Source organism: Aminobacter sp. MET-1 (assembly GCF_026521175.1).
Taxonomy (GTDB): domain Bacteria; phylum Pseudomonadota; class Alphaproteobacteria; order Rhizobiales; family Rhizobiaceae; genus Aminobacter.
The window spans coordinates 169,312-189,196 of the sequence record NZ_JAMSHL010000009.1; the positions used below are offsets into that span (position 1 = coordinate 169,312).

Genomic DNA, 19,885 nt, shown 5'->3' on the forward strand with positions numbered 1-19,885 from the left:
GACTATCCTCCGCCCACCTTCTCGCCGAAGGTCGAGAAGAATTGTCCGGCGAGCTTCTTCGAGGTCGAGGTGATGAGCCGGCTGCCGAGCTGGGCGATCTTGCCGCCGACATCGGCCTTGGCCGCATACTTCAGGATGGTCGCTTCGGGTCCGTCCTCGACGAGCGTGACATCGGCGCCGCCCTTGGCGAAGCCTGCGATGCCGCCCTTGCCCTCGCCCTCGATGGTGTAGGAGTGCGGCGGCTTGAGGTTCTTGAGCGTGACCTCGCCGGCAAAGGTTGCCTTGATCGGCCCTATCTTGAGCACCACCTTGGCGGCCATTTCAGTGGGCGACGACATCTCTAGGCTCTCGCAGCCGGGAATGCTTTCCTTCAGGATCTCAGGATCGTTCAGCGCCTTCCAGACCACATCGATGGGGGCCGCGATCTTTTCCTCGCCTTCGATCACCAGAGCCATGACGTCCTCCCGACTGACCTGTTTCCAAAAGGGGTAACGGACGACGCAGGCCTTGTCTATCGCACCGAGGTTCCGGACACGTCTGTCCATACTCTTACCGCTTGTTAAGACCCGCATGGGATGACCGGTCCTGAATACTTGCGAGGGCGACGTGCTCAAGATCATTTTGAAGGCCAGCGCCATCACGGCCGCTGTCATCGCCGTCAGCCAGGTGGTTTCGTTTGCCGGCCGCTATGTCGCTGGCCAGCCCTTCACCTGGTTCGTGTTCATGATGAACTCGCTCCTGCCCATGCTCACCGCCTTTCCGGCCGGCCTCTATGTGTTCTGGCAGAATGCCAAGCTGCGTCGGGCGCTGGACGATCTTTCGGTGCTCCATGCCAAGCTGGAGACCAAGGCCAATCGCGACCAGATGACCGGGTTCCTCAATCGCGAGGCCTTCTTCGAAAGGTTCAAGCAAGTGCGTCGCAAGACTGACGAAGGAGCGCTTCTGCTTATCGACGCTGATCACTTCAAGAAGATCAACGACACCTATGGCCACCTTGTCGGCGATGAGGCGCTGAAGCTGATTGCGGGAGCGATCGACGCCACCACGCGCCAGCCCGATGTCGTCGGCCGCATCGGCGGCGAGGAATTCTGTGTCTTTCTGCCGGCCGTCGGCCGTAGCGAGGCGGCCGAGATCGCCGAACGGATCAGGCTTGCCGTCGAGCGCCTCGAATTTTTGCCGAATGGCATCAGGCATCCGCTGACCATCAGCGTGGGCATCGCGCTTTCGATCGGGCAGCAGCCGACCTCGCAACTGATGCGGCGCGCCGACCGCTGTCTCTACGAGGCGAAGGGCCGCGGCCGTAACACCGTCGTTATCGAAGACGCGCTGGAGGTTGCGTAAGCCTGGGGTTCGCCGCCCCCTCAGCCCTTGCGGCCGATCGGGATGATCTCTCGCGACGCTTGCGTGAACTCTGCGCCCTGCCAGCTGCCGAGCCAGCGGTCGACGACAAGGCCCGCAGTGGCGATCATCGCGGCGAGTGGCTCCTGCGCCGGGAAGGCGATGCGCGATTGAGCATGGAACAACCGGCTGTTTGCCGGGACGCGGTAGAAGGTGTCGTAGGTGACGATGCCTGTCGTCTCATCCTGCACGGCATCGTTCCAGGCTTCCACCGGGCCGTAGACGGGATGCTCGACGCTGCGTTGCGAGTCGCCGGGACCCCAGCCCAGCCAGGCCTCTGCCAGCGGATTGCGGGTGTCGAAGATGAAGCGCCCACCGGGCGCGAGATGGGCCGCGATGGTGTTCAGCGCCGCCTGTTGCTCCTCCGCCGTCAAGAATACCTGGAAGGCGTGACCGGTCAGGATGACCAGGTCGAAGGACTTGCCGAGGCGAAGCTTGCGGGCGTCGCCCTCGACCCATTCGACCAGGTCGCCGCCGGGTCGTTTGCGGGCGACATCCAGCATGGCCGGCGCCGGATCGGCGCCGGTTACTGTGCGGCCGGGCGCAAGCATTGCCGTCAGGGCGCCGGTGCCGCAGCCGAGGTCGAGCACGCTGCGGGCGTCGCCGGTGAACTGCAGGATGAAGTCGACATCGTCGCCGCCTTCGTTCTCGAGGTCGTAGAACTGCACGAGTTCGGGGTCGATGTAGAGACGGTCGTCGATCAAGGCACTGCTCGCTTTGACATGTGAAATTGCGCATCGGCCCGAAAAGCAGGTTCGGGGTTTCGGGCCAGTGACTGGCGGCGCATTCTTATCATCGGGGCGCTGCGATAAAAGCCCCGCAGGCGGCAGATGCGGGCCGACAGAAGCGGCATTGCGCGATGTTCACGCGCCATGCCGTCGTCGCTCTTGCAGCGGTTTGGTCCTTGCCATAACGATGCAAGTCCGGATTTCGGGAGGAATTGATGGCCGGCACTAAGACGACGAAGAAGCTCCGTTCGCAGGAGTGGTTCGACAATCCCGACAATCCCGGCATGACCGCGCTCTATCTCGAGCGCTACCTGAATTTCGGCCTGACCCGCGAGGAACTGCAGTCGGGCAAGCCACTGATCGGCATCGCCCAGACCGGCTCCGACCTGTCGCCATGCAATCGCCACCACATCGAGCTCGCCAAGCGTGTTCGCGACGGCATCGTTGCAGCGGGCGGCGTGCCATTCGAGTTCCCTTGCCACCCGATCCAGGAAACGGGAAAACGCCCCACCGCTTCGCTCGACCGCAACCTCGCCTATCTCAGCCTGGTCGAAGTGCTCTACGGCTATCCACTTGACGGCGTGGTGCTGACCGTCGGCTGCGACAAGACCACGCCGGCGCTGCTAATGGCAGCCGCCACTGTGAATATCCCGGCCATCGCGCTGTCAGTGGGGCCTATGCTCAATGGCTGGCACAAGGGCGAACGCACCGGCTCGGGCACCATCGTGTGGAAGTCGCGCGAAAAGCTGTCGGCCGGCGAGATCGACTACGACCAGTTCATGGACATCGTCGCCTCTTCGGCACCATCGGTCGGCTATTGCAACACCATGGGCACGGCAACGACGATGAACAGCCTGGCCGAGGCGCTGGGTATGCAGCTACCAGGTTCGGCCGCGATCCCCGCACCCTATCGCGAGCGCGGCCAGATCTCCTACGACACCGGCAAGCGTATCGTCGACATGGTGCGCGAGGACCTGAAGCCTTCCGACATCATGACGCGCGAGGCGTTCGAGAATGCCATCGTCGTCAACTCGGCCATCGGCGGATCGACCAATGCGCCCATCCATCTCAACGCCATCGCCCGCCATCTCGGCGTGGTGCTCGACAATGACGACTGGCAGAAGGTGGGCCACCATGTGCCGCTGCTGGTCAATCTGCAGCCGGCCGGCGAATATCTTGGCGAGGATTACCACCACGCCGGCGGGGTGCCGGCCGTTGTCGCGGAGCTCATGAAGGCCGGGCTCCTGCCGCACCCGGATGCCATCACTGCCAATGGCCGGACGATGGGCGAGAACTGCGCTGCGGCCGAGAACATGGACACCAAGGTCATCCGGTCGGTCGCCGACCCGCTGAAGAAGGACGCCGGCTTCATCAATCTGAAGGGCAATCTGTTCGACAGCGCGATCATGAAGACGAGCGTGATTTCAGGCGAATTCCGCGAACGCTATCTGTCGAATCCTGGGGATCCCGAAGCTTTCGAGGGCACGGCAAAGGTGTTCGACGGACCGGAGGATTATCACGCCCGCATCGACGATCCGGCCGAGGCCATCGATGAGAACACTATCCTGTTCATGCGCGGGACCGGTCCTGTCGGCTATCCTGGTGCTGCCGAGGTAGTGAACATGCAGCCGCCGGCCTACCTGATCAAGCGCGGCATTCATGCACTGCCCTGCATTGGCGACGGCCGCCAGTCCGGCACCTCGGGTTCACCGTCGATCCTTAACGCTTCGCCGGAAGCCGCTGTCGGCGGCGGGCTGGCGCTGCTGAAATCGGGCGACCGCGTGCGCATCGACCTGAGAAAAGGGACGGCCGACATCCTCGTCAGCAACGACGAGATCACCCGCCGCCGCGCCGAGTTGCAGGCCAATGGCGGTTATCGTTACCCCGATCACCAGACTCCATGGCAGGAGATCCAGCGCGGCATGGTCGACCAGCTGTCTGAAGGCATGGTGCTCAAGCCGGCAGTGAAGTACCAGCGAGTCGCTCAAAGCAAGGGTGTTCCGCGCGACAATCACTAAGCGCGTGGGCTCAAGGCGGCAGAGCGCCAGTATCTGAGCATCGCCGCCCCGCTGCTATGCGGGGCACTGGGGCACAAACACCCGAGCTAATCGCCCGCCGCATTTGTGGCTTTGCCGGAGCAGACCGGCTGGTCCAGAGTTTCTGCGAGGATGCTGTGCCGGTTGATCTCGGCGTGCGCGGCGTAGTGACCAAGATGCTGCGCAGCAGCGGCGGCCCCAATGCCGAGAGCCAGGGCCGCGGCAAATGCCGCGACCCAACGATGCCAACCGGGCGCCGCTCTCAGCAAGCGGCGCCGAACTGCCAACACAGCGACGATCAGAGCTCCGAGTGCACAGCACATAGCCTGCTCAGCCGTGCTTGCCGCAGCCGCAGCCGGCCGGATGGTAGCGTCCCGTCATCTCGACCATGCCGCCCTTGCCATACATGTCGTGCGGCCTGACCCAGTCGGCGAGCAGGTGGAACGGCCCGTTCTCGGCGCGGCCCTTGGGCATCACGTCGAGAAAACCATAGATGCCAAGAAACTGCTCCGCGCCGCGACCGAAGGTCGAATAAGTCTGATAAATCTGGCCGTCGTCGTCCTTGTAGAAGACGCTGTCGCCGGAGAGATCCTCGATAGGGAAGTCGAGCGGCGCGAAATTGTAGATGGCCTTCTTCGCCGCCAATTGCTCGGGCGTATAGGAGACGTTGAAGTCGTAGTTGAAATCGCTGCCGAAGGACGAGACGAAGCGCGCCTTCCAGCCCATGCGCGCCTTGAGCGCCTCGGCTTCGGCAAGCGGCGCACGGGTGATCGCAACGTAGCTGACGTCGTGGTTCTCGAGGTGGACAAGCACGCTGTCGACGTTGTCGAGCTCGAACGAACAGCCGACGCAGTGGTGCTGCTGACCCGGCGCCATCATGAAATGCTTGACGAACAGCTGGCTGCGGCCGTCGAACAGGTCGGATAGCGACAGCCGACCCTCAGGACCGTCGAAATGATACTGTTTGTCGATCCTGACCCAGGGCAGTTCGCGCCGTTCAGCGCTCAAGTCGTCACGCGCCCTGGTCATTGCCTTTTCCTTGGCGAGCAGCGCCAGACGCGCCGCAATCCACTCGCCTCGCGATACGATTTCATGCTGCATGTCACTCTCCATCGTTTGGACACAGGTTTCCAATCGGCCGCCGGATGGTGGCCGTCATGCACGGTTCGAAGTTCGATGCTTGCGGCTAAAGGTAAGCGGTCACTGCCGGCGGCCGGTCCCAGGCGTCGTTCTTGCCGTCCTCATAGATGATTGGCACGGCGGCCAGTTCGTCGGCAGAGATGTCGTCGAGACAAGCGATGTTCACGGCGTAGAAATCGCCGCCCATGATTTCGAAGCTGGCCGAGGCGAAGGGATGGACGCCACAGCGGCTGCAGAATCTGTGGCGGATGGTCGACGTGCCGAAGCGATATTCGGTCAGCATCTCGGCACCCGTGACGACTCGGAAGCCGGCGGGGCGGGCAAAATTCTTCCAGAACCGCGTCTTGGCGCACCAGGAACAATTGCAGCGGAAGCTCGACGTCCACCAGACGCCGTCAAGCTCGGGCTTCGCGCGTTGACCCTCGGGCGCCAGATCGAGCTGACATTCGAAATGCACGGCTCCGCAGTGGCAACTGCCGCGATAGGATTTCAGCATCTTCGTTTCTCCTCGCATGGCGCGTCGTTCCGATGATCGACAACGATCATCGGTGACAGCTGTTTCAATCGGACAATCGGTGCGCCGGCGGCTTCAGCCAGCGCGCGAAAGGTCAAACCACGGGCCGGCCGGCGAGCGCATCGGCCAGGCGATCGAGGCATTCGCCCCAGCCACCCAGATGCGAGTCGCGGGTTTCGACGTCGAGGAACGGCTCCTGGCGGAAGGTCAGTCGCGTACCGTCGCCCTCGGCCTTCAGCGTCACCGTTACCAGGGTCTGCCAATCGGGGTCGTGATCCCAGGCGAAGGTGAAGACGATCCTCTGGTTCTCGACGATCTCGCGGAAGGAGCCGGACATGCCGTTGTCGAGATGGCCGTGGATCAGGAGATGATAGCTGCCGCCTTTGCGGAACTCGTGCGTCTCGCAACTCGACGTGAAGCCTTTCGGCCCCCACCAGCGGCAGAGATGCTCGGGGCTCGACCACATGCGGAAGACGAGCGCCGGCGGCGCTTCGAAGACGCGTGAGAATTCGAGGACAAATGACTGGGCGGCGACAGTGTCAGTTCTTGCGGTCATCCGGATCTCCCTTGGGCGTCTGCAGTTCCTTGAGATAGTCGGCCATGCGGTCGAAGCTCTGATCCCAGAAGCGGCGGTAGTGCTCGACCCAGTTGGCAATGTCCTTGAGCGGTCCGGCCTCCAGCCGGCACGGGCGCCACTGCGCCTCGCGACCGCGGCTGATGAGACCGGCACGCTCCAGCACCTTCAGATGGCGCGAGATCGCAGGCAGGCTCATCTCGAACGGCTCGGCCAGTTCGTTGACCGTCGCCTCGCCCTGGGCAAGCCGGGCGAGGATGGCTCGCCTTGTGGGGTCGGCGAGGCTGGCGAAAGTGGCGTCGAGGCGATCTTCGGTCATTTATTTAGCAAACTTGTTAATTAACGTAATTGTTAAATACTGCTAGGGCGGAGTGGAGTCAAGTCACGCGCTACCAACGCCGCACAATGGCGGTGCAGAAGCCCTGCGCGATGGAATAGAGGCCCGCCTCGCCCGTTCACTCTGCCATCATCAAGGAGAGACAAAAATGTTCCTGACGCCCAAGCCGCGCTCGATACGCTTTCGCTGCCGCTCTGAGGACGATGGCGTGATCCCGCCGCCGGTTCCGGCCAAGACCTTCATGCCCGACTGGTTCCGCAAGCTGCCGGCGGTCGATCCCGAGAAGCTGTCGACCGGCGACAGCGGGCTGACGGTCAAGCGCTGCATGCCGTTTCTCGACGCCATGACCGCCGGCTGGATCATCCGGCTCGCGGCAACCGTGCGCATGGAGATTTCGAACGGCGGCGCGAAGGTCGACACCGCCTGGGATTTCGACCGCACGCTGGTCAGCAACCACGGCGCCCACCAGGTGGCCGGCAACCCGCGCGCGCCGCTGCCGCCCTGCAAGTTTCACAACTACTGGAGCATCCGCACGCCGCCGGGCTGGAGCTGCCTGTTCGTGCAGCCGCTGAACCGCCCCAACGGCATCTTCGAGATCGTCTCGGGTGTTGTCGACACCGACAGCTACACGGCCGACATCCATTTCCCGTTCTTCGCCACCGGCACTGATGGGCTTCACATCATCGAAAAGGGCGCGCCGATCGCGCAGGTCATCCCCTTCGAGCGCAAGGCACTGGAGCTTTCGGCCGACATATGCGCCGAGAGCGAGGACGAAAAGCAGGACCGTACCCGTGTCTTCCGTAACACCATCTCCGCCGAGGGATGGTACCGAAAGTTCGCCCGCGCCCAGCGCTGAGACGCCTTTTCAAGGTACGACAAAAAGGGCCGGCGGCGAACCACCGGCCCTTTTTCCTTGCTTCCGCCGAGATCAATCGTTGTCGGACGACGAGTTCGAGCTGGAATTGGACGAGGAATTCGAGCTCGAATTGCTGGAGGAGTTGGACGAGCTGTTGGAACTGGAGTTGGACGAGGAGTTTGACGAACGGTTGGAACTCGAATTGCTTGACGAGTTCGACGAGCTGTTCGACCAGCTTTTGCCATCGGATTTCTTGCCGCCCGTAAGAACCGTCTTGAAGAAGCGGCCGATGTCGTCATCGGCGTGTGCAGGCGTCTGCGCCAGTGGTGTTGCAAAGATCAGCGCACCAAGAATGGCGAGGGTCTTTTTCATCTGTCATCTCCTGTTCGACAATCTTGCTGATTGCCGGGGAGGAACGGGAGGCATTGGCGGTTATTCCATCGCTGGCGGAAAATCCGCCGACTGTATTTCTGCCGGTGTTTGAATTCCGCACCGGCGTGGCCTAACTGGAAACCAAAGCAACGGACGCAGACATGGCCAGACGACGTTCTTCCCTCGGTTTCCTCGGCCTGTTCGGCCGATCCAGCGACCTGCGCGAACTGGATGGTGCGCTGCGCGCGGTCGACCTGCATCCGGCGCTGGTGCCGGAGGGGGTGAAGCTGACTATGGTCAACCTGATGAAGGACCATTGGCCGGACGAGCCGCCGGTTTCGGCCTATGCGCCCATCGCCCAGCTGTTTGGCTACTGCATTGCTGGCGCGGACGCCTTTGCCGACGCCAATGGCGGCGACATGACCCAGCGCGTCGAGCACCGCATCGAGGCAGCACTTGAGGCCGAGGAAGGCTTCGACGCCCAGATCATCCTGCTCGCGCTGCATGCCAAACTCATTAATCCCGACGTCGTCGAGCGCTTCGGGCTCAGCGCGGGCTAACCTTACGTTTCGACCGACGGTTCTTTCATCAAGGTCGCCGGGTCGGGACTGGTGAGCGCGAGCAAGGGCAGGGCGGCGGCGCCGATGAGGGCGCAGCTCTGGCCGAGGCCGCTGACTTCGACGCGTGTCTCCGCCGCGTCCGAGCGGACCGACGGGCCGGGATCGCCCATGCGCTCCAGCAGCTTGTGCAGCAGCCAGACGGGTGCCGTGCCGCCGAGCACGATCGCCTGGGGATCGAAGATATTCTCAAGGCTGACGAGCGCCCGCGACAGCGCTGACGCCGCGCCATCCAGCCAGGCCTGCGGCAAGGTTTCCGGCGCAAGCGGTGCGTCCGCCGGCAGAAGGTGCCGAAGCCCATCGAGTGCCAGATAGCCGTGCAGGCAGCCGCGGTTGCCGCAATGGCATTTCGGTCCCTTGGGATCGATGAGGATGTGGCCGAACTCGCCGGCGTTACCACGCCCGCCATGCACCGGCACGCCGCCCTGCACGATGGCGCCGCCCACGCCTTCGCCGAGGAACAGATAGAGGAAATCGCCGCGTCCCTTGGCCTGGCCATGGGTGTATTCTGCCATGGCGGCGGCATTGGCGTCGTTTTCGAACACCAGGGGCGCCGACGCAAACAACGCCTCGAACGGCTTGGCGAACTCCGCCTGCGCATCGGCGAGACCGCCTGTGGCCGACCAGCGGCTGGCGAGTGGACGCGAGACGACGACACCAGTGCCGAGCCGCGACAGCCGGCCAGCCGCGGCATCAATCTCGCGCGAAATAACCTTGAGCGCGTCCACTCGCTGGCCATGATCGCCGTCGAAGGCACGCGCCTCGGGCCGCGCCAGGACATTGCCGGCGAGGTCGGTGGCGATGGCGTGGCAGAGGCCGGCCGCGACATGCAGGCCGAGGCAATAGCCGGCGCCCGGATTGATCTCGATGTCGATCTGCGGCTGGCCGCGCTGGCCGCGACGGCGGCCGGTCTCGCGCACCAGCCCGGTGTCGATCAGATCCTCGATGATGTTGCGGATGCCCTGCGGGGTGAGGCCGGAAAGCCGCGCCAGCTCGACGCGCGACAGGCTGCCGTGGCGGCGCAACGCGTCGAGCACGACGGTGCGGTTGTAGCGCCGGGTGAGAGTCGCCGAATTGCCGTTGGCCATGTTTCCTCCCTCGATTCCGGTCTCGCTAGCATATAAAAGTAAAACAACGAAATTTCTTTATTGACTCCGGAGTGGCTTCCTCTAGCCTCGCGGCGGATCGAACAGGCTCGCCATGGGGACGGGTCGCAGGCCGAAGGAGGAAAAGTTGATGCAGTCGATCGACCGCGTGAAGCTGAGGGAGATGTTTGCGCCGCCTGGCGACCTGGTGGTGCAGAAGGTGCTGGACCGGCTCGACAAGCACTGTTTGCATTTCCTGTCGCTGTCGCCGTTCCTGCTGATCGCGACGCAAGGGAACAACGGCGCCGACGTATCGCCGCGCGGCGACCCGGCCGGTTTCGTCAAGGCGATCGACAGGCAGACGATCCTGATCCCCGACCGGCCCGGCAACAACCGGCTCGACACGATGGAAAACATCCTCGACAACCCGAGCGTCGGCTGCCTGTTTTTGGTTCCTGGGCTGGGCGAAATCCTGCGCATCAATGGCGAGGCCGACCTCGTCGTCGGGCCGGAACTGGAGCAGCTCGCCTTCCAGGGCAAGACACCGCCGGTCGCCATCCGCATAAGGATACGCGAGGCGCTGTTCCACTGCGCCAAGGCGGTCATCCGCTCCAAGGTCTGGAATCCGACAACCTTTGCTAAGCGCGAGGATTTCCCGCCGCTGGGCGCGGTGTTGGCCGACCAGATCGCCGGTCTCGACAAAGACGAGATGATCGAATGGATCCGCGTGGGCGACCAGCGGACGCTTTACTGAGGTGTGACATGATCGAAATCAGCTTCACCGAGGCCGATGGCAACACGCGCACCCTGAGCGCCGAATCCGGCGGCACGCTGCTCAATGCCATACTCGGCGCCGGCATCAAGGGCATCGTCGCCGAATGTGGCGGCGGTTGTTCGTGCGGCACCTGCCATGTGCATGTCGCCCGTGAATGGACTGACAGACTGCCCGCACCGGCCGACGACGAAACCGACATGCTGTCGCTGGCCGAGGGCGTGACCGAACAGAGCCGTCTCGCCTGCCAGATCAGGCTGGTGCCCGAACTTAACGGGCTCAGCGTGGCGCTGCCGGGAGCAGCCTGATGCAGCGCATCGTCATCGTCGGTGCCGGCCATGCCGGGGTCCAGGCGGCTGCCTCGCTGCGCGACCAAGGCTTTAGCGGAGCGATCGAGCTCGTCAGCGCGGAAAATGCATTGCCCTATCATCGCCCGCCGCTGTCGAAACGCTTTGCCGAAGGGCTGACCGACGCGGCGATCGCGCTCAGGCCGGCGGCCTTCTATTCGGCGCAAGACATCAGTCTGCGGCGAGCCACGGTGGTGGAGGAGATCGACGCCAGCGAACAGCGCCTGACGCTGAGCACCGTCGAACAGCTCGCCTATGACCAGTTGATCCTTGCAACAGGCTCCCGCAACCGCAGGCTCGAGGTTCCGGGCGAAGAGCTGAGCGGCATCGTCTCGATCCGAAATCTCGGCGATGCGTACCGGCTGGCCACATCCGTCGTCATCGGCACGAGGGCCTTCGTCGTCGGCGCAGGTTATCTCGGTCTTGAAGTGGCGGCTGCCCTCGCCAAGCGGGGCGTGAAGGTCACTGTCGCCGCATCGCGTCCGCTGCCGCTTGGGCGGTCGGTGTCCCCTGATACAGCGAGCGTGCTGGCGACGGCGCTGCGGGACATGGGCATCGAGACGATTGTCGGTGCCGGTATTTCCGGCTTCGAAGGCAATGGCCGGCGGATATCGGGAGTGCGGTTCGCTGACTGCAGCCTGTACGAGACGGACCTGGTGGTCATCGGAATAGGGGCCGTGCCCAATGTCGAGCTGGCCCAGCATGCGGGGGTCGAGGTCGACGACGGCGTCTTGGTCGACGCGGCGCTGGCGACCTCGGCGGCCGGCATATCGGCCATCGGCGACTGCGTGCGAGTTCGGGGCATTGCGCGCCTGGAAAGCGTCGCCAATGCAACCTTTCAGGCCCGCTGCATTGCGGCCCGGCTCTGCGGTAGACCGGCGCCCGCGGCAGAGACGCCGTGGTTCTGGAGCGACATTGGCGATCTCAAGCTGAAGATGGTCGGACTGCGGCAGCCTGACGACGTGGTGCGGACGCTAACGGCCGACGGCGGCCACGTCGCGTTGTGCTTCCGCAACGGCGAACTCGCTGCAGTCGAGACGATCAACGCCAACCGCATTCATGTGGCTGCGCGGCGCATTCTCGATGCGGGCGTCCAACTCGGAGTGGACGCGGTATGTGCCCCCGATTTCGACATGGTCGCTCTCGCGAAGTCGCTCGCCGCGCGACCGATCGAGGCTTCACGCGCGGCGTAGCTGCAGCGTACGAAAGGGCCGCCGTGTGCCTGTGCGACTACCCGCCCATGCCGCTGCGCGGCAGATGGATGAGTTCGCCAAAGCGGGCGCGGAGCTTGTCGTCGGTCGCCTTCGAAACATGCCTTGGGAAGCGTTCGGCGAGCACGCGCTTCTTTTCGGCAATGGCCTTGCCGAGCAGGTCGGGCTTGCCTTTCTCGTTCCATTCCTTGGGCGAGAAGCGATCGGCGACGGCGGGATAAAAATACTCCGTCTGCATCAGCCTCAGCGTCTGCTCGTTGCCGAGATAGTGGCCGGGGCCGTTGAGGCATACTTCGGAGATGGTGGCGATTGACAGCGCCTCGTCCGAAACCTCGATGCCACGCACGCAGCGCAGGCATTGGCCCAGCATATCGTTGTCGATGATCAGGCTCTCCAGGCAGAAGCCGAGCAGCGAGGCATGCATGCCCGCGGACTCATAGACCAGATTGAGGCCCGACAGCCCCGCCATGACATTGGTGATGCCCTTCTCGTAGCCGGACTGAATATCGGGCAGCTTGGAGTCGGCCATGCCGGCGGCCGAGCCTCCGGGCAGGTCGTAGAATTGGGCCATCTGGGCGCAGGCGGCCGTCAGCAGCGCCTGCTCGGCCGAGCCGCCGGACATGGCGCCGGTGCGCAAATCGGAGACGAAGGGCCAGGTGCCGAAGATTGCCGGGTGCCCCGGTTTCAGCGCGTTGACATAGACGAGGCCGGCCAAAACTTCTGCCACTGCCTGGACGACAGCGCCGGCAATTGCCGCCGGTGCCGTAGCCCCAGCCTGACCGGCGGACAGCAAAAGAATCGGGATGCCGCCTTCGACACAAGCTTCGAGCACGCCGCAGGCATCCTCGGCGAACTTCATCGGCGGCACGACGAAACAGTTGGAATTGGAGACGAAGGGCCGGGCGCGGAAGTTCTCCTCGCCGCCGGCAATTTCGTAAAGCATCTCCAGTGCCGGCGCGACGTTCTCGCGCACGGTGAAGCTGGTGCCGACATGCTTGGAAGTGCCGGAGACGCAGGCGTAGAGCGTGTTGAAATCCATCTCCAGCGGATCGGGAATGTCGCGCGGCACCATCGGCCGCTGGAAGAAGTGGATGTTGTCGAGCCCGTCGACGATGCGGGCGGCGTCATAGATGTCCTGCAGCAGGCTTTCGCGATATTCGCGCTTCTCGACGTCGACGAGGTGAACGGCGGCACCCGCCGTGCCGTAATGGACCCGCTTGCCCTGGATCACCATGTCGTGCTTGGAGTCCTGGCCGCAAAGCGTGAAGTTGCGGGCGGCGTTCCTGATGGTGGACAGCACCAGCGCGCGGGGGAAGCGGATGCGGCCGTCATCGCTGTAGGTGGCGCCGACCCGTTTCAGCGCCTCGATGCAACTCGGGATGGCGTTGGCGAAGCCGACGGTTTCAAGCAGCGTCAGCACCGCCTCGTGGATACGCTCGAGTTCGTTCTGGCCGAGCGGTTTGAAATGGCCGCCTTCGAGGCCGGCGCGGACAGGGCGTATGTCCTCGGCCAGGGGTGCTGAACGCAGCGCTCGTCGCGCCTCGCGCCCGCCGGATCGGCGTGAGCGTTGGTCTGCCAATGCGTCATGCGTTTCCGCGACTGCTGGCATGCATATCCTCCGATTTTTGTGAGGCTGGCCCGCAGTGATTATGCCACCGTCGTTCAGCCTCGTTCCCTGGAGACGACTATGCCGCGTCCATTGGCCCAAGCCATGGGCCAGCGGATTGTGCGAGATATGCCAGATACAAATGCAAACCGGCGGCCCGAAAGGACCGCCGGCAAACAAGATCGGAAGAGGTTTCAGGCGGCGGCGGGACGACGTCCGGCAGCGGTCGCAAGCTCGCGGATTCCGGGCTCGATATGCTGGAGGGCGATCGAGGAAATGCCAAGCCGCATAAAGCGTGTAGGCTTGTCGCTGTGCTCGAAGAAGCGCTCGCCCGGCTCGATGATGACCGAGCGTGCCGCAGCCGCCGCCGCAAGGCCGCGGGAGTCGGTTCCGCGCGGTCCTTCCAGCCACAGCGACGTGCCGCCTGCGGCATCGGTCGCCTGCCAATCTGGCAGGAATGCTGACATAGCCTGGACCAATCGTTTGCGCCTCTCGCCGAATGCGGTCGACAGGCGGCGCACCAGCGCCTCGTGATGGCCGAGCGACAGGAACAGCGCGACCGCGCGCTGGTTGTTGGCTGGCGGATGGCGCAGCATGAAACGGCGCAGGGCGCGCAGCTCCGAGATCAGCCCGGCGGAGGCGACGATGTAGCCAAGGCGCAGGCCAGGGGCGAGCGTCTTCGACATCGAGCCGACATAGACGACGCGGCCCGAGCGGTCGAGGCTCTTCAGCGCCTGCTGCGGTGCCTCGTCGAGCAACTGGCTGTCATAGCCGTCCTCGATGATGATCTGGTTGTTGCGCATGGCGCGCGCCAGAAGATCCTGCCGGCGCTCGGCGCTGAGCGGCACCATGGTCGGGCACTGATGGCTCGGCGTGACGAAGACAAAGCCCGCATCCGACGGGATGGCCGAGGTGACGATGCCCTGCTGGTCCACCGGCACGGGCTCGATATCGGCGCCGGCGAGGCGGAAGATCGAGCGCGCATCCGGGTAGCCCGGGTCCTCCATCGCCACCTTCGACCCCTTGGTCATCAGCAGCGAGGCAAGCATGTAGAGCGCGTTCTGGGCACCCAGCGTGACGATGATCTCGTCGGGATTGGCGAAGATGCCGCGACGCGGCAGCAGTCGCGCCTGGATCTGCTCGATCAGAAGCGGGTCGTCGCGGTCGACCATGTCGGCCGCCCAGTTGCGGATCTCGAGCACGGCCAGCGCCATGCGGTTGCATTCGCGCCATTCGGCGGTCGGAAACAGGGTCGGGTCGAACTGGCCGTAGACGAACGGATAGGATGACTTGATCCAGTTGTCGAGCTTGGCCGGCGGCTGCATGTCGGAGGCGGCGATCTGCCGACGCGCCTTCCAATCGATTTCATTGGCCTGGTCGGGGGCCTTCTGCTGCGGCTTGGCCGGCGTCGCCAGAACTTCGGGATTGACGAAATGGCCGCGACGCTCGCGCGCCACGAGGAAGCCCTGATCGACCAGTTGCTGGAAAGCAAGCACCACCGTGCCACGCGCCACGCCGAGCTTTTCGGCAAGAATTCGGCAGGATGGCAGCGGCATTGACGCCGCGATCTGCCTGTCGAGAATGGCCGCCACGATCGCCTGCCGGATCTGGGCCTGAAGGGTCTGGCCCGATTCCGCCGAGATCCTGAAGAGGCCGGACCAGATCGCCGTGTCGTTTCGCTGTGGCATAGTGACGTTTCCTGCATGTCCAGTCTTTTTGATTTTGCTGGACCATAGAAAGCTATCCTTGGCTCAACGTCTTGCACCAATCAATTTTTCTAATCCTTGGGATTTATGCCAGTGAACTTTCCGGTTCCAGTTGCGGAAGTCTTCGGTTGAACCGATTGAAATTTGCCACGATAGTCCGCCGCGGCATTTCTCAATGAGTCCCCAGGTCTGCTAGGATGATGCCAGCAGCTGACAATCCCCGGAGGTCCCAGGTGATCGACCAACCCTTCAAGGCGGCACTGGCCGCGCTTCGCAACCACCATCAGGACGCGCAGATGAACATGCGCGCGGCGTTTGCCTCCGATCCCAGGCGCTTCAAGAGCTTTTCGGTCACTGACGGCGACCTTCTGTTCGACTGGTCGAAATGCGCTGTCGATGCCGAGGCCATGTCGCTGCTGGAAAAACTGGCGCTTGTCGTCGACCTGCCCGGACGGCGCGCGGCGATGTTCCGCGGCGACCGCATCAACGTAACAGAGGACCGCGCGGTGCTGCACACCGCATTGCGCAATCCCAAGGGTGAGCCGGTCATACTCGACGGCCACGACGTGACCATTGACGTTCATGCCGTGCTCGACGCGATGTCGGCCTTTGCCGATGCCGTCCGCTCGGGCAAGGCCGCTGGCGCCACCGGCAAGAAGATCACCGACGTCGTCAACATCGGCATCGGCGGCTCCGATCTCGGCCCGGCCATGGCAACGCTGGCGCTGTCGCCCTACCATGACGGACCGCGTTCGCATTACGTCTCCAATGTCGACGGCGCCCACATCCACGACACGCTGAAGGGGCTGAATGCCGAGACGACGCTGTTCATCATCGCGTCGAAGACCTTCACCACCGTCGAGACCATGACCAATGCCGAGACGGCGCGACGCTGGGTGCAGGCAGCACTGGGCGCCAACGCCGTGGGCCAGCATTTCGCCGCCGTGTCGACCGCACTCGACAAGGTGGCTGCCTTTGGCATCGAAAAGGACCGCGTCTTCGGCTTTTGGGACTGGGTCGGCGGCCGCTATTCCCTTTGGTCGGCGATCGGCCTGCCGATCATGATCGCGGTCGGCCCGAAGAATTTCGGCGAATTCCTCGCCGGCGCGCACGCCATGGACAAGCACTTCGTCGAGGCCCCGCTGCTCAAGAACATCCCGGTGCTGATGGGCCTCGTCGGCTTCTGGAACCGGGTGGTCTGCAATCATCCGGCACGCGCGGTCATCCCCTATGACCAGCGCCTGTCGCGGCTGCCGGCCTATTTGCAGCAGCTCGACATGGAATCGAACGGCAAGAGCGTGACGCTGGCCGGCGGCGGCGTGGTGACGCCGACCGGCCCGCTGGTCTGGGGCGAACCGGGCACCAACGGCCAGCACGCCTTCTTCCAGCTTTTGCACCAGGGCACCGATTTCATCCCGGTCGAGTTCCTGGCGGCGGCCGAAGGCCATGAGCCGGACCTCCAGGAGCATCACGACCTCTTGCTCGCCAACTGCCTGGCGCAATCGGAAGCGCTGATGAAGGGGCGCACGCTCGAAGAGGCGCGGCGGCAGATGCTGACCAAGGGCATGAAGCCCGAAGAGGTCGACAAGATCGCGCCGCATCGCGTCTTCTCGGGCAACCGTCCGTCGGTGACCATTCTCTACCGCAAGCTCGACCCGTTCACGCTTGGCCGGCTGATTGCGCTCTACGAGCACCGCGTCTTCGTCGAGGCGCAGCTGTTTGGGATCAACGCCTTCGACCAATGGGGCGTAGAACTGGGCAAGGAACTGGCCACCGGACTGCTGCCTGTCGTCCAGGGGCGGGAAAATGCCGCGCGAAGCGACGCCTCGACAGCCGGCTTGGTGGAGCATATTCACCGGCTAAGGGCATCGAGCGGCCAGTCGGACGCTTGAAGAACGCTCCAGGTTTCTAGACCCACGCGCCGCCCCGAAAATCGAAACGGATTTTCGGGGCGGCGCAGAATTTCAGATCCGCATCGTGTGTTCCGAAGATCCGGGGCGCGATGCGCAGGGAGTAAATGATTTGCGGGGCATCAAGGGCATCCTCTTCGACAAGGACGGCACGCTCGTCGACTTCCAGGCGACGTGGTTCGCCATCGGCGACCACATGGCGATGAAGGCTGCGGGCGGCGACCGCAAGCGCGCCGATGCGCTGATGACGGCAGCCGGCTACGACTTCGATGCCCATTGCTTCAAGGCCGACTCGGTGTTTGCCGCGGGCACCAATGCCGACATCGTCGAGCTCTGGTATCCCGAGGTCGATGATGCCGAGCGGGCGGCGATGGTCAAGCATTTCGACCAGGTGACGGCAGAGGAAGGCGCGGCCAAGGCCGTGGCGCTGCCGGGCAGCAAGGACGCGCTGGCAAGCCTGCACAGCGCCGGCTTCAAGCTTGGCGTCGCCACCAACGATTCGACCGGTGGAGCCGAGAAGACGCTGCTGTCGCTGGGCGTCGCCCAGATGTTCGACGCTGCCTATGGTTATGACGCGGTCGCCAACCCCAAGCCGGCACCGGATGCGATCCACGCCTTTTCCGACCTCACCGGCTTGAAGCCGTCGGAGATCGCCATGGTCGGCGACAATCGCCACGACCTCGAAATGGCGAGGGCCGGCGGTGCGCTGGCGATCGCCGTGCTGTCGGGCACCGGCACGCGGGAATCGCTGACGCCGATGGCCGATGTGGTGCTCGATTCAATCGCTGACCTGCCGGCCTTCCTCGCCCGCGAGGCCTGAGGGGCCTGCCGCGTTCATCGACCTGCTCCCAGGGACACTCCAATGGCTGATGAGCTGACCATCCGTCGGGCGACCCGCGAAGACCTGCCCGAACTGGTGCAACTCTATCGCCATCTTGTGCCCGACGATATGCCGGTCGGTACCGAGCAGGCGGAGGACATCTGGGAACGCTTCTCGCATTACGGGCCGAGCGGCATCTTCCTTGGGTTGGTCGATGGCGAGCAGGTGGCAACCTGCACGCTGGTGGTGGTACCCAACTTCGTCCGCAGCGGCGCCAACTACGCGCTGATCGAGAATGTGGTGACGCATGCCGACTTCCGTGGCCGGGGCCACGGCAAGGCCGTGCTGCTTGCGGCCGTGGACGCCGCATGGTCGCTCGGCTGCTACAAGGTGATGCTGCTCACCGGCTCGAAGGAACCGGCGACGCTGGGGTTCTATCGCAACGCCGGGTTCCAGACGACGAAGACGGGGTTTGAGATGCGAAGGCTTCCAGCGCGAGAAGCGTGAAGCGGTTTGTTCGAAGCGCGATCGCTCAGTGTGCTTGCGCCTTCGGATCGACTTGATCCTTGACCCGCAGGTGATCTTTCGGCAGCCGCGAACGGGCAATACGTCATCTGTCGTATTTCTGCTTCGAGTGGAGCAGTCTCCGGGTGCCAGCGCGCTCGGTTGACCGCTCGGCGATGAAGAATGTCCGTGTTGAAGTGACGACTATCCCAGCAGGTACCTCGCCGCACCGGTCGAGGCGATGCCCAGCAGCACTGTCGGCAGCATCGACAGGCGGGTTGCGCAAAGCACCGTAACTGCGAGGCCGAGGAGGTCGGCGGGGCGGTCGGCGACGAAGGCGGGGGCGATGACAGAGATGAGGACGCAGCCGGGTGCGGCCTCCATGACAGCGGTGGCGCGGGCGCTGAGGGTGCGGTTGCGCAGGAGCACGTAGCCGCCGACACGGGTGAAATAGGTGACGGCGGCCATCAGCAGGATGGTCACGAGGTTCAGAAGATCGATCATGCGTCACCTGCGAGGTAGTAGGCGGCGGCCAGGCCGGAGGCGGCGCCGGCGGCGATGAACCAGGCGCCGGGCAGCACGAGGTGGGTGACGGCTGCGACCACGAGGCTGACCAGCCAGGGGCGAGCCGCAGCCGCCGTCGTCCACATGCCGCGCATCAGCACGAGGAACACGGCGGGAAACGCCATGTCGAAGCCGAGCGCGTCGATGTCGCCCATGACAGGGCCGAGCAAGGCGCCTGCGGTGGTGAAGGCAACCCAGGCGACATAGACCGCGAGCGACGCGCCCATGTAGTAGGGCAGGCTGAAGGCAGGCAGCGACGTGCCGGTGGCGGCGCGTTCCTTGCTGTCTGCGAGCGACATTGCCCAGCTTTCGTCGCACATGAAAAACAGCGAGGCGAAGGCCTTGCGTTTCGAAAGGTGCCGTAGATAGGGCGCGAGCGCCGCCCCCATCAGCAGGTGGCGACTGTTGACCAGGAGCGTGACGAAGACGATCAGCAGGATGTGGGGCGGCGAACTCCAAAGCTGGATGGCCGCGAACTCCGAGCCGCCGGCGAAGTTTAGCCCGGTCATCAATGGCACTTCGAGGCCGCTCAGGCTCTTGCGCGCCGCCTGCGCGCCGAGAACCAGGCCGTAGGGCACGATGCCGAGCAACACGGGCATGCAGGCGGCGATGCCGCGCCGGAACTCCGATCCGGTGGTGGCGCCGGCATTTGCCGCCAGCGCGGGGGCTTGGATGATGGTCATGCGACAGCGTCGGCGCGCCGGCGGCGCGCGCGTCCTTCGGTTCGTTGAGGGCGGTTCGTTGCGGGATCGATGGCTGAATGAGTATGCTGATTTCGTCGCAATCGG

The 19,885-nt window shown here is 64.1% G+C and carries 22 protein-coding genes; 11 read left to right on the top strand and 11 right to left on the bottom strand.

Features of this window, described 5'->3' with window-relative positions; genetic code table 11:
* Positions 1 to 2 precede the first annotated feature (2 nt).
* Positions 3 to 455: an SRPBCC family protein gene (locus NDO48_RS15165; protein WP_018426383.1), complete on the bottom strand. Its 453-nt coding sequence runs from the start codon at positions 453 to 455 to the stop codon at positions 3 to 5.
* A gap of 151 nt (positions 456 to 606) precedes the next feature.
* On the opposite strand from NDO48_RS15165, the gene NDO48_RS15170 reads away from it, so the two are divergent.
* Positions 607 to 1,341 (top strand): GGDEF domain-containing protein, encoded by a 735-nt coding sequence (locus tag NDO48_RS15170; RefSeq protein ID WP_018426384.1) that lies wholly within the window; start codon positions 607 to 609, stop codon positions 1,339 to 1,341.
* Between the two features lie 20 nt (positions 1,342 to 1,361).
* On the opposite strand, the gene NDO48_RS15175 is transcribed toward NDO48_RS15170, so the two are convergent.
* On the bottom strand, positions 1,362 to 2,102 hold the full coding sequence (locus NDO48_RS15175; RefSeq protein WP_018426385.1) for a class I SAM-dependent methyltransferase: 741 nt from the start codon (positions 2,100 to 2,102) through the stop codon (positions 1,362 to 1,364).
* Between the two features lie 239 nt (positions 2,103 to 2,341).
* Here NDO48_RS15175 and NDO48_RS15180 point away from each other — a divergent pair, with 239 nt between their 5' ends.
* On the top strand, positions 2,342 to 4,144 hold the full coding sequence (locus NDO48_RS15180; RefSeq protein ID WP_018426386.1) for an IlvD/Edd family dehydratase: 1,803 nt from the start codon (positions 2,342 to 2,344) through the stop codon (positions 4,142 to 4,144).
* 348 nt (positions 4,145 to 4,492) lie between these two features.
* Here NDO48_RS15180 and NDO48_RS15185 read toward each other — a convergent pair whose 3' ends face one another.
* The 4 genes from NDO48_RS15185 to NDO48_RS15200 form a co-directional block, all read right to left on the bottom strand.
* Positions 4,493 to 5,263: a DUF899 domain-containing protein gene (locus NDO48_RS15185; protein ID WP_157632683.1), complete on the bottom strand. Its 771-nt coding sequence runs from the start codon at positions 5,261 to 5,263 to the stop codon at positions 4,493 to 4,495.
* Between the two features lie 85 nt (positions 5,264 to 5,348).
* Entirely contained in the window at positions 5,349 to 5,798 is a 450-nt protein-coding gene (locus NDO48_RS15190) for a GFA family protein (protein WP_267321736.1), read from the bottom strand.
* Between the two features lie 112 nt (positions 5,799 to 5,910).
* Complete coding sequence (locus NDO48_RS15195; protein WP_018426390.1) at positions 5,911 to 6,372, bottom strand: SRPBCC family protein; 462 nt, start codon at positions 6,370 to 6,372, stop codon at positions 5,911 to 5,913.
* Positions 6,356 to 6,709 carry an ArsR/SmtB family transcription factor gene (locus tag NDO48_RS15200; RefSeq protein ID WP_018426391.1) on the bottom strand — a complete coding sequence of 118 codons (354 nt, stop codon included), beginning with the start codon at positions 6,707 to 6,709 and terminating at the stop codon, positions 6,356 to 6,358. The genes NDO48_RS15195 and NDO48_RS15200 overlap by 17 nt, the downstream gene beginning before the upstream one ends.
* A gap of 166 nt (positions 6,710 to 6,875) precedes the next feature.
* Between NDO48_RS15200 and NDO48_RS15205 the strand changes: the two genes are divergently transcribed.
* The 3 genes from NDO48_RS15205 (at position 6,876) to NDO48_RS15215 (ending at position 8,515) form a co-directional block, all read left to right on the top strand.
* A complete protein-coding gene (locus NDO48_RS15205) occupies positions 6,876 to 7,583 on the top strand; it encodes a DUF6065 family protein (protein WP_018426392.1) in 708 nt (235 codons plus the stop codon).
* 79 nt (positions 7,584 to 7,662) lie between these two features.
* Positions 7,663 to 8,067, top strand: coding sequence for a hypothetical protein (locus NDO48_RS15210; RefSeq protein ID WP_018426393.1), 405 nt, complete (start codon positions 7,663 to 7,665; stop codon positions 8,065 to 8,067).
* A gap of 49 nt (positions 8,068 to 8,116) precedes the next feature.
* The gene (locus NDO48_RS15215) at positions 8,117 to 8,515 is read left to right on the top strand and encodes a hypothetical protein (RefSeq protein WP_018426394.1); all 399 of its coding nucleotides are present in this window, start codon (positions 8,117 to 8,119) and stop codon (positions 8,513 to 8,515) included.
* Between the two features lie 2 nt (positions 8,516 to 8,517).
* Here NDO48_RS15215 and NDO48_RS15220 read toward each other — a convergent pair whose 3' ends face one another.
* Entirely contained in the window at positions 8,518 to 9,660 is a 1,143-nt protein-coding gene (locus NDO48_RS15220) for an ROK family transcriptional regulator (protein ID WP_018426395.1), read from the bottom strand.
* 148 nt (positions 9,661 to 9,808) lie between these two features.
* Here NDO48_RS15220 and NDO48_RS15225 point away from each other — a divergent pair, with 148 nt between their 5' ends.
* Genes NDO48_RS15225 through NDO48_RS15235 form a run of 3 tightly spaced genes read left to right on the top strand, consistent with a single transcriptional unit; the run spans position 9,809 to position 11,969 of the window.
* A complete protein-coding gene (locus NDO48_RS15225) occupies positions 9,809 to 10,411 on the top strand; it encodes an MSMEG_1061 family FMN-dependent PPOX-type flavoprotein (protein WP_026226864.1) in 603 nt (200 codons plus the stop codon).
* Between the two features lie 8 nt (positions 10,412 to 10,419).
* On the top strand, positions 10,420 to 10,737 hold the full coding sequence (locus NDO48_RS15230; protein ID WP_018426397.1) for a 2Fe-2S iron-sulfur cluster-binding protein: 318 nt from the start codon (positions 10,420 to 10,422) through the stop codon (positions 10,735 to 10,737).
* Positions 10,737 to 11,969, top strand: a complete 1,233-nt coding sequence (locus NDO48_RS15235; protein ID WP_267321737.1) for an NAD(P)/FAD-dependent oxidoreductase — start codon at positions 10,737 to 10,739, stop codon at positions 11,967 to 11,969. The genes NDO48_RS15230 and NDO48_RS15235 overlap by 1 nt, the downstream gene beginning before the upstream one ends.
* Positions 11,970 to 12,006: 37 nt before the next feature.
* Here the strand turns inward: NDO48_RS15235 and NDO48_RS15240 are convergent, their stop codons facing one another.
* The gene (locus tag NDO48_RS15240) at positions 12,007 to 13,596 is read right to left on the bottom strand and encodes a trimethylamine methyltransferase family protein (protein ID WP_018426399.1); all 1,590 of its coding nucleotides are present in this window, start codon (positions 13,594 to 13,596) and stop codon (positions 12,007 to 12,009) included.
* Between the two features lie 191 nt (positions 13,597 to 13,787).
* Positions 13,788 to 15,281 carry a PLP-dependent aminotransferase family protein gene (locus tag NDO48_RS15245; RefSeq protein WP_018426400.1) on the bottom strand — a complete coding sequence of 498 codons (1,494 nt, stop codon included), beginning with the start codon at positions 15,279 to 15,281 and terminating at the stop codon, positions 13,788 to 13,790.
* A gap of 218 nt (positions 15,282 to 15,499) precedes the next feature.
* On the opposite strand from NDO48_RS15245, the gene pgi reads away from it, so the two are divergent.
* The 3 genes from pgi to NDO48_RS15260 all read left to right on the top strand — a co-directional run bounded on the left by pgi (position 15,500) and on the right by NDO48_RS15260 (position 18,536).
* A complete protein-coding gene (gene pgi, locus NDO48_RS15250) occupies positions 15,500 to 17,191 on the top strand; it encodes a glucose-6-phosphate isomerase (protein ID WP_051091937.1) in 1,692 nt (563 codons plus the stop codon).
* Between the two features lie 130 nt (positions 17,192 to 17,321).
* Complete coding sequence (locus NDO48_RS15255) at positions 17,322 to 18,029, top strand: HAD family hydrolase (RefSeq protein ID WP_018426402.1); 708 nt, start codon at positions 17,322 to 17,324, stop codon at positions 18,027 to 18,029.
* A 42-nt stretch (positions 18,030 to 18,071) separates the two neighbouring features.
* The gene (locus tag NDO48_RS15260) at positions 18,072 to 18,536 is read left to right on the top strand and encodes a GNAT family N-acetyltransferase (RefSeq protein WP_018426403.1); all 465 of its coding nucleotides are present in this window, start codon (positions 18,072 to 18,074) and stop codon (positions 18,534 to 18,536) included.
* A 201-nt stretch (positions 18,537 to 18,737) separates the two neighbouring features.
* Here NDO48_RS15260 and NDO48_RS15265 read toward each other — a convergent pair whose 3' ends face one another.
* Positions 18,738 to 19,037 (bottom strand): AzlD family protein, encoded by a 300-nt coding sequence (locus tag NDO48_RS15265; RefSeq protein ID WP_018426404.1) that lies wholly within the window; start codon positions 19,035 to 19,037, stop codon positions 18,738 to 18,740.
* On the bottom strand, positions 19,034 to 19,780 hold the full coding sequence (locus NDO48_RS15270) for an AzlC family ABC transporter permease (RefSeq protein WP_267321738.1): 747 nt from the start codon (positions 19,778 to 19,780) through the stop codon (positions 19,034 to 19,036). The genes NDO48_RS15265 and NDO48_RS15270 overlap by 4 nt, the downstream gene beginning before the upstream one ends.
* Positions 19,781 to 19,885 lie beyond the last annotated feature (105 nt).